We start from the raw sequence: 9,536 nt of genomic DNA on the forward strand, positions 1-9,536 counted from the left end.
TATAACTTCTTATTCTACAATAAAAACATTTTGTCTATACATAAATTTAGCATGTGAATCTACCACATGCTAAAAAATAAAATCTTAATCTCCATACTCAGCACTTAATGTTAACTTTACAATACTACCTTCCGAAACTACTTCCCCACTAGGAATATTTTGATTTATTACTACTCCATCTCCTTGAAGTGTATATTTTATTCCTAGACTATCTAAAAGCTCTACAGCTAATTCTTTTGAGTAACCTCTTACATCAGGCATAATAACATCTTTATTGTAAGTTTCATTTTCATCTGTGTAAAGATTTATTGTAGTACCTTCCTTTATAGTATATCCTGGATAAGGTTTCATATTTGTTATTGTTTCCCCATCCCCTTCTACAGTACACTCTAAATTATATTCTTTTAGTAAGTTTTTAGCCTCTGAAACTGATACTCCTCTTAACTCTGGAATAACTATATCTTTTAATATCACATTTTCATCTTGTGAAAATTCACTATCTAAATAATTAAATATATCTTCTAATAATATTTTACCTAATGGAGCTGTTACTACACCAGCATAATATGCACCATTGCTTGGTTCATCTATACTTAAAAATACAGTTATTTGAGGATTTTCAACTGTTGCAAATCCTGCCATAGATGATATATACTTTCCTGATTCATAAGATCCTGTTAAAGGATTAACTTTTTGCGCAGTACCTGTTTTGGCTCCAACATGATATCCTTCTATATAAACTTTATTAGATCCACCTTGATTTACTGTTCTTTCTAAATAATCTCTTAAAGTAGCAGCTGTCTCTTCAGAAATTACATTTTCTTTGGTCTTTGGTTCAAACTCTTCATCAACTATTGTATTTCCATTGCTATCTACATGACTAATAGATTTCATTACATGAGGTTGTATTAATGTTCCACCATTAACTATTGCATTGTATGCAGCCATATATTGAACAGCATTAACTGTATTTGTTTGTCCAAAAGATATTGTTGCAAGGTCAGCATCATTCATATTCTCTGCTGATTTTATTATTCCTCTTGCTTCACCTGGTAGATCTACTCCAGAAATTTGTCCAAATCCAAACTTTTTAATATACTCAACAAGCTTTTCTGCTCCAATTTTTTCTCCTAGTTTCATAAACCCAACATTACATGAATTTTGAAGAATTTCAGGTAATATTTGACTTCCATGCCCTGATCTTTTCCAACAATGAATAGTATGTGGACCTACTTGTAAACTTCCTCCACACTGAAAAGTATCAGATTCTGAAACTAATCCTTCTTCTATTGCTGTTGACATAGTAACTACCTTAAATATTGATCCTGGTTCAAAGGTATCATTAACTAAACTATTTCTCCACATCTTTTGAAGTTTTTCAGCATCAGTCTCACCTATAAAATCTTCATATCCCTCAAATGGATTATTAGGATCAAAATCTGGTTCATTAACCATAGCTAATATTTCTCCATTTTGTGGATTCATTACAAGTATAGAAACTCTTTTTGCTTTATTATCAACAAGACCTTTTTCCGCTACTTTTTCAGCTATAGCTTGTAAGTTTTTATCTATAGTTAATGTTACATCCTTACCTGCAATAGGTGCAGTAAAATTTGATATTGTATAATCTAAAGCTTCACTATTTCTATCTAACTCAGTAATTCTTAATCCTGGAACACCTGAAAGATATTCATTATACTGAAGCTCTACTCCAGTTAATCCTTGTCCATCACTATTGGTAGTTCCTAACACATGTGATAAGAATTGTCCTTCCGGATAATATCTTTGAGTATCTGGTGATACTATAACTCCTTGAATATTTAATTCCTTAACTTTATCAGCTAAGTCCTTTTCAATTCTTCTTACCAAAGTAGCCGAACCTGCATCATTACCATTTGCAAGCTTAGTCTCAAGCTTATCTTTAACTGTGCTAGTATCCATATCTACTGCTTCTGCAATTAAAGGGGCAATATCATCAGTAGTCTTTTCATTTTTCTTTAAATACTGTCTAATAGAATTCAAATCAAAGTCTATTCTGTAAACATTCGCTGATACAGCCAATTCATTTCCGTTTCTATCTAAAATTCTACCTCTTCTCGCATCTATTCTAACTTCACTTGTCCATTGATCTTCTGCTCTACTAGAATAATCATCTCTTTTAACAAGCATAATATAGGATAGCCTAACAATTAGCAAGGCAAACACAGCAGTAATAAACCATAGAGCTAATACCATCCTTTTACGCATGACTGCTCTATCCTTAAACCCTTTCTTATTCATATTAAATTCCTCCAAGGAACATTTAACTAATGAATAATTAGAGTTTAAAATACTACTAAGATATACCTTGCGTCTACATTTCTATAAATTATCCATTAATTAAATGCTGCTATAATTTTTTGTAGTAACCCACTCTTCTTGCTTTCCTCATTTTTTAAATGTGAAAAGTATTCTTTTGACATATCAATACTTATAGTGCTTTCAGAACTTGGATAAACCATTCCTAATTCATTTTCTGCTGTGCTTTTTATTTTATCGAATGATGCAAATTTTAACATATCTACATTAATTGCTGCATTTACATCCTCTTCTTCTTTCATATTGCCTTCTAAGATTAATAACTCTTTCTGAAGGGCATGTATTTTCCCATCTAGATATAAAGTTGTAGCTCCTAATGTAAACATAATCGTAGCAATTGTTAATCCACTAACTAGAAGGTTTTTTCTTTTTTGATGAGCTTTACGCTCTCTTTCTTTTCTTTGTAACTCTCTTTTTTTATCTAGTTCCTTAACTTTTCTCTCTGGTGCTAAAGCTGTATTTCCTCTTATATAATCATATTCCTTAACTCCCATTTTATTCACATCCCTGCCAATTTTCATAATATTTATATCTTTTCTACTACTCTTAATTTTGCACTTCTACTTCTTGGATTCATTTCAACCTCTTCCTTTGAAGGATCTATTGCTTTTCTTGTTATAACTTTCACCTTTGCTTTTTCTCCACAAACACAAATTGGAAATTCCTTTGGACATCTGCAAGATACGGCTAAATCTCTAAACTTATTTTTAACTATTCTATCCTCTAGAGAATGGAAAGTAATTATAGCCATTCTTCCACCTTTACTTAGTTTATTAACACCATCTTCTATAGCCTTATTTAGAATTGATAATTCACTATTCACTTCAATTCTAATAGCTTGGAAAGTTCTTTTTGCTGGGTGAGGTCCTTCTCTTCTAGCCTTTGCTGGAATTGCATCCTTTATTATCTCTACTAGCTCTAATGTAGTTTCTATATTTTTTTCACTTCTTCTAGTTACAATAAAGTTAGCTATTCTCTTAGCAAACTTCTCTTCCCCATAATCTCTTATGATTCTATATAATTCTTCCTCACTATAATCATTAACAACTTCATAGGCTGAAAAACTATTTTCTCTATTCATTCTCATATCTAAAGGTGCATCTTTCATATAACTAAATCCTCTTTCACCTTGATCTAATTGATAAGAGGAAACTCCTAAATCCATTAGAATACCATCAACTTTTTCGATTTCAAGTCCTTCTAAGATTGCTCCTATATTATGAAAATTGTTATGTACAAAAGTAACATTTGAATACTTCTGTAACCTTTTGCCTGCTGCTTTTAACGCATCTTTATCTTGATCTATACCTATAAGTCTTCCTTCACTAGATAATCTTTTAATAATTTCAGATGAATGGCCAGCTCCTCCTAATGTACAATCAACATAAATACCATTTTCTTTAATACTAAGTGCTTCTAAACATTCATTCAGTAAAACTGATACGTGATTAAATTCCATTTTTTCTAACTCCTTATATTCCTAAATCGCCCATTTTTTCAGCAATTGAATTAAAATCTATATTTGATTCATTATACTCTTGCCATTTTTCCTTACTCCATATCTCTATTCTAGTTAAGGCTCCTATACTTACTATATCCTTTTCTATCCCTGCATATTCTTTTAGGTTTAATGGAATTAATCCTCTTCCTTGTTTATCCGTTTCCACTTCACAAGCACCTGAAAAGAAAAACCTTACAAATGCTCTTGCATCTTTATTAGTGAGTGGTAACTTTTTAAATTTTTCCTCAAGTATTTTCCATTCGTTCTCCGGGTAAGCGTAAAGACATCCATCAAGTCCTTTAGTAATTACGAACCTTTCCCCTAGTTCATCTCTTAACTTTACAGGTACAATCATTCTATTTTTGCTATCCAAACAGTGTGAATATTCACCAATAAACATTTTGCACCTCCATTAAGTCATACTAAACCACTTTTAACCACTTTACACCACTATATATATTCTATAAAATTATTCCCTTTCCTTCAAGATATATTTACTTAAAATAGTATTTTTTTCTCATGATAAATATAGTAAAATCAATAGTTTCATCTATTTTAAAGTATAAGTAATACCAAGACTTGTATTTATTACATTTTATGGGAACCCTCTGCGATATTAGTCTTTTTTTCTTTCTATTTGTTATATGTTTTTTCACAAAAATAGGAACTGCTAAAACAGTTCCTATTTTATAAACACATATTATACGTTAAATCTGAAGTTTACTACATCTCCATCTTTCATTACGTATTCTTTACCTTCAAGTCTATATAATCCTTTTTCTTTAGCTGTCGCTTCTGATCCACATTCAACTAAATCATCATATGATACAACTTCTGCTCTTATAAATCCTCTTTCTATATCAGAGTGAATTTTACCTGCTGCTGCTGGAGCTTTAGTTCCTTCTTTTATAGTCCATGCTCTAACTTCTTGAACACCAGCTGTTAAATAACTTATTAACCCTAATAATTTATAAGATGCTCTTATTAACTTATCTAATCCTGATTCTTCTATTCCATACTCTTCTAACATTTCAGCTTTTTCTTCTTCATCAAGTCCAGATAATTCTTCTTCAAGCTTAGCACACACAACAACTACTCCTGAATTTTCATTTGCTGCATATTCTTTAACCATCTTAACATATTTATTTTCAAGATTTCCACTCATCATATCATCTTCTGATATATTACAAGAATATAATACAGGTTTAGAAGTTATCATAAATAAAGATTTAACAAAAGCTTCTTCATCTTCATTTAATTCTAATGTTCTAATTGGTCTATTAGCCTCTAAATGAGCTTTAACCTTTTCCATTATTTCATATTCAGCCTTAGCTTTTTTATCACCAGATCTAGCAAGCTTTACGCCTTTTTCCATTCTTCTTTCTAAAACTTCTAAATCTGCAAATATAAGCTCTAAGTTAATTGTTTCTATATCTCTAATTGGGTCTACTGAACCTTCAACATGAACTACATTTTCATCTTCAAAACATCTAACTGCATGTACTATGGCTTCAACTTCTCTGATGTGTGATAAGAATTTATTTCCTAAACCTTCACCTTTTGAAGCACCTTTAACTAATCCTGCAATATCATAAAATTCCACAGCAGTATAAACTTTTCTCTTTGTGCCATACATTTTTTCTAATACATCTAATCTTTTATCTGGTACGCTAACAACACCAACGTTTGGTTCTATTGTACAGAATGGGTAGTTTGCTGATTCTGCCCCTGCTTTTGTTATAGCATTAAATAATGTACTTTTTCCTACGTTTGGTAGTCCTACAATCCCTAATCTCATCTATATAACATTCCTTTCATCCGTTACTAATACTTCTAAGATTATACTCTAGAACTAACTTAATTTCAACGATAAAATATTCGTTTATTCTTCATACTTTTCAAAAATTCTATAATCCATTTAATTTAATTACTTAATTTCTAAGCTCCTTCACTTAAGAAGTTATATTGTGCCATATATAATTCATAATAACTCCCTTTTTTCTTTAGAAGCTCTTCATGATTTCCAACCTCTTCAATTTCTCCATTATTTATAACCATGATTTTGTCACAGTCCCTAATAGTAGAAAGTCTATGAGCAACTACAAAAGAAGTTCTTCCATAAAGAATTTTTTCTATCCCTTCTTGAACTAACTTTTCTGTCTGTGTATCAATATTAGAAGTTGCTTCATCTAATATTAATATTCTTGGATTAGCAAGAAGTGCTCTTGCAAAGGATATAAGTTGTCTTTGTCCTAAAGATAGTCTTGATCCTCTTTCATTTACTTCAGTATCATATCCCTTTTCTAACTCTATAATAAAACTATGAGCATTTACAGCTTTAGCTGCATTAATTACTTCTTCATCAGTAGCATCAAGCCTTCCATATCTTATATTTTCCATAATTGAATCTGAAAATAAGAATGTATCTTGAAGCATAATTCCCATTTGACTCCTCAAACTTTCTAAGTTAACATTTTTAATATCTTTTCCATCTACTAAAATTTTTCCTTTAGTTGGATCATAAAATCTACTTAACAATGAAACTATAGTACTCTTGCCTGCTCCTGTAGCTCCTACTAAAGCAATTTTCTCCCCTTTTGAAACTTTAAAACTTACATTTTTCAACACTTCATTTTCATCATCATAAGAAAAAGTAACATTTTTAAATTCTACATTACCTTCAATTTTCCCAATTGGTTTAGCATTTAAAGAATTTTTTATAACAGGCTCTACATCTAATATGTCAAATATTCTATCTGCTGCTGAAAAATTTGTAATTAAAGTATTATAAAAACTAGAGAGATTCATAATAGGTCTCCAGAACATACCAACATACATTGAAAATGCTATTAAAGTACCTATTTCTATTTCACCACTTTTTATTAAAAAGTATCCTACAGCAAAAACTACAAGAGTTCCTACACCCCAAGATAACTCTACTAATGGCCAGAAACAATCATTTAACCTTACTGCTTTTATAAATGAATCACTTAATTCTCCTACCATATCTTTAAAATTATTTTCTGTTCCTTTTTCTCTAGCAAAGCCTTGTACAACTTTTATTCCTGAAAAATCTTCATGAGTAAAACCATTTAAATTAGAACGTTTATTTCTATAAATCTCCCATCTTCGTCTTGAATAAATCTCTATCCAAAACATTGCAAATCCTAATAAAGGAAGCAGTGCTATTGATGCTAATGCTAATTTAACATTAAGCAAAAACATTATTACTGCAACACAACACAAATTAATTATTTGAGGAATAAAGGATTGTATTGCTTGAGAAAATAAATTTTTTAAAGCATTAACATCTCCAACAACCCTTGCAAGTATTTTTCCTACAGGTCTACTATCAAAAAAATCAAAAGATAAATATTGAATATGGCTATATAGCTCATGTCTTATATTTACTAAAATATTATTAGTTATGCTAGTTATCATATTCCATCTTATTTTTGATAGTACCCAAGCTACTAAATTTAATGATAATAATGAAACTCCTATTATTATCAAACCATTAACATTTCTACTACTTACATAATCATCTATAGCTATCTTTAATAATAATGGATTTACTATTTCACATATCATTACAAATATCATTAATAATACTACTAGAAAAGCTTTTAATTTATATGGCTTAAGATAAGTTAATAACTTAATTGTTATTTCACTTTTGCTACGCCTCATAACTTCTTCATCTTTATTTATATTATTCTGCATCTTATATAACCTCCTTTTCTAAAGCATTAAAATCTTTAAACTGCTCACAATAAATATCATAGTAAGCACCTTTTAATTCTAACAACTCTTCATGAGTTCCTTTTTCTTTTATTTCACCATTCTCCAAATAAACTATTAAATCTGAATTTTTAACTGCTGAAATTCTATGAGCAACTATAAAAGTTGTACTTTGTTTTTCCATTCCAGATAAATTTCTTAATAGTTCTTGTTCTGTCTCCATATCTAAGGCTGAAGTTGAATCATCTAAAATCAAAATTGAGGAATTTCTTATTAAAGCTCTAGAAATAGATATTCTTTGCTTTTGGCCTCCTGAAAGTCCTATTCCTCTTTCTCCTATTTCAGTATTGAAACCTTCATCTAAAGCTTCTATAAAATTTAAAGAGCATGCTAATTTAGAGTATTTTTTCACTTCATCTATATTTGCATTTTCATTACTAAACTTTATATTATTTAAAATAGAATCTGAAAATAAGAAAGTATCTTGTGGCACAATTGCCATACTACTTCTTAAAACTTCTAAATCATATTTTTTAACATCTACATCATCAACTTTTATGCTACCTTCTTTTACATCATAATATCTTCCTATAAGATTTAATAAAGTTGATTTTCCTGACCCAGTGGTTCCCATTATAGCTACAGTACTTCCTGCTTTAATATCTAAATTAATATTTTTCAATACTAATTCATCATTATAACTAAAAGTAACATTTTCAAATTTAATATCCCCTTTAATATTTGTATCCTTTGATAAGCCACTTCTTATTTCAGGCTCCCTTTCTATAATTGCAAATATCTTTTTAGCAGAAGCTAAGTTTCTTGAAATCAAATCTGTAAGTTCTCCTAACATTCTCATCGGCCATATCAAATTCCATATATATCCACTAAAAGCTACTAAAACTCCTACTGTCATCTCTTCATTCATAACTAAATATCCACCTAAAACTATCATTATTACTAATGAAATATTACTTAAGAACTCTATTTTAGGAAAATAATTTCCTATTACTTTTGCCTGATTCATATTTAAATCATAGTAAGATTTATTTAATTTTAAAAACTTGCTTATTTCATACTTCTCTCTTGAAAAAGCTTTAACAAGCCTTATACCCGCTATATCTTCTTGTGCAGTAGTATTTATCTCTGCCGTCTTATCACTTATTTCTCCATAACATTTTCCAAACTTCTTTTCAAGCTGTACTGCAATAAATCCTATTGGAATCATAACTATAAAACATGCTAAAGCTAATTTCCAATTTAGAGAAAATAAGATTATTGTTGATATAACAAAATAAATTATATTTTCAACGAAAAGCCTAAGTCCATAACCAATAGTTTGCCATATATTTTCTGCATCTTCTCCAATTCTTGACATCAGCTCTCCAGTATTCATTTCATCAAAATATTTAAATTCTAATTTTTGAATATGAGTAAAAAGATCATTTTTAATATCCTGATGGACCCAAGTACTCAATAGATCATATTTAAACTCTTTATTATACCCAAATATTGCTTTAATTACTGAAATAACTAATATAGCCCCTAGAACAAAAAATATGCTTTTTTCATTTCCAGCAATAATTCCATCATCTATAAATATTTGTTGCATATATGGAATTAATAAATCAACACCAATAACAATAAGCATAGATATAGTTCCAAAAATTAATGTTCCCTTATACTTTAATACGTACTTAAATACTTTAGTCATTATTGACTCCCCCTTTAGTTTAAATTTTAATTGTCAGCCACCTTTTAAATCTCCATTTTCCATAGTTTTACCTCCTTTTATAAATAAATATCCACCAGCTAAGCTGGTGGTTTTTCATGAGCCCTATAAGGGCAAATTACTAGCTTGCGTCTTAAGACGCATAAATTGGTCCAGCAGCCGCATTTTATTTTACTTGCTACCCTTAAAAGGGTCGTTATACTC

The 9,536-nt window shown here is 29.8% G+C and carries 7 protein-coding genes; all 7 read right to left on the bottom strand.

Translation table 11 applies throughout. From position 1 onward, the window contains the following. Positions 1-84: 84 nt before the first annotated feature. The 7 genes from Q0Y03_RS07870 to Q0Y03_RS07900 all read right to left on the bottom strand — a co-directional run bounded on the left by Q0Y03_RS07870 (position 85) and on the right by Q0Y03_RS07900 (position 9,314). Positions 85-2,280, bottom strand: a complete 2,196-nt coding sequence (locus tag Q0Y03_RS07870) for a stage V sporulation protein D (protein WP_297713286.1) — start codon at positions 2,278-2,280, stop codon at positions 85-87. Between the two features lie 95 nt (positions 2,281-2,375). Then, a complete protein-coding gene (locus Q0Y03_RS07875; RefSeq protein ID WP_297713287.1) occupies positions 2,376-2,879 on the bottom strand; it encodes a hypothetical protein in 504 nt (167 codons plus the stop codon). Positions 2,880-2,884: 5 nt separating this feature from the next. Further along, the gene (gene rsmH, locus Q0Y03_RS07880; RefSeq protein WP_297713288.1) at positions 2,885-3,817 is read right to left on the bottom strand and encodes a 16S rRNA (cytosine(1402)-N(4))-methyltransferase RsmH; all 933 of its coding nucleotides are present in this window, start codon (positions 3,815-3,817) and stop codon (positions 2,885-2,887) included. A gap of 13 nt (positions 3,818-3,830) precedes the next feature. Continuing rightward, on the bottom strand, positions 3,831-4,259 hold the full coding sequence (gene mraZ / locus Q0Y03_RS07885; protein WP_297713289.1) for a division/cell wall cluster transcriptional repressor MraZ: 429 nt from the start codon (positions 4,257-4,259) through the stop codon (positions 3,831-3,833). 300 nt (positions 4,260-4,559) lie between these two features. Beyond that, positions 4,560-5,657, bottom strand: coding sequence for a redox-regulated ATPase YchF (gene ychF, locus Q0Y03_RS07890; protein WP_297713290.1), 1,098 nt, complete (start codon positions 5,655-5,657; stop codon positions 4,560-4,562). 140 nt (positions 5,658-5,797) lie between these two features. Further along, positions 5,798-7,582, bottom strand: coding sequence for an ABC transporter ATP-binding protein (locus Q0Y03_RS07895; RefSeq protein ID WP_297713291.1), 1,785 nt, complete (start codon positions 7,580-7,582; stop codon positions 5,798-5,800). Position 7,583: 1 nt separating this feature from the next. After that, a complete protein-coding gene (locus Q0Y03_RS07900) occupies positions 7,584-9,314 on the bottom strand; it encodes an ABC transporter ATP-binding protein (RefSeq protein ID WP_297713292.1) in 1,731 nt (576 codons plus the stop codon). Between the last annotated feature and the right edge of the window lie 222 nt (positions 9,315-9,536).

Source organism: Clostridium sp. (assembly GCF_026168755.1).
GTDB lineage: Bacteria > Bacillota > Clostridia > Clostridiales > Clostridiaceae > Clostridium.

What these genes read in the sequence shown, in the direction of transcription:
- ychF (WP_297713290.1), bottom strand. Translation starts at nt 5,657, where the DNA reads ATGAGATTAGGGATTGTAGGACTACCAAACGTAGGAAAAAGTACATTA.
- Q0Y03_RS07895 (WP_297713291.1), bottom strand. Translation starts at nt 7,582, where the DNA reads ATGCAGAATAATATAAATAAAGATGAAGAAGTTATGAGGCGTAGCAAA.
- Q0Y03_RS07900 (WP_297713292.1), bottom strand. Translation starts at nt 9,314, where the DNA reads ATGACTAAAGTATTTAAGTACGTATTAAAGTATAAGGGAACATTAATT.
- Q0Y03_RS07875 (WP_297713287.1), bottom strand. Translation starts at nt 2,879, where the DNA reads ATGAAAATTGGCAGGGATGTGAATAAAATGGGAGTTAAGGAATATGAT.
- mraZ (WP_297713289.1), bottom strand. Translation starts at nt 4,259, where the DNA reads ATGTTTATTGGTGAATATTCACACTGTTTGGATAGCAAAAATAGAATG.
- Q0Y03_RS07870 (WP_297713286.1), bottom strand. Translation starts at nt 2,280, where the DNA reads ATGAATAAGAAAGGGTTTAAGGATAGAGCAGTCATGCGTAAAAGGATG.
- rsmH (WP_297713288.1), bottom strand. Translation starts at nt 3,817, where the DNA reads ATGGAATTTAATCACGTATCAGTTTTACTGAATGAATGTTTAGAAGCA.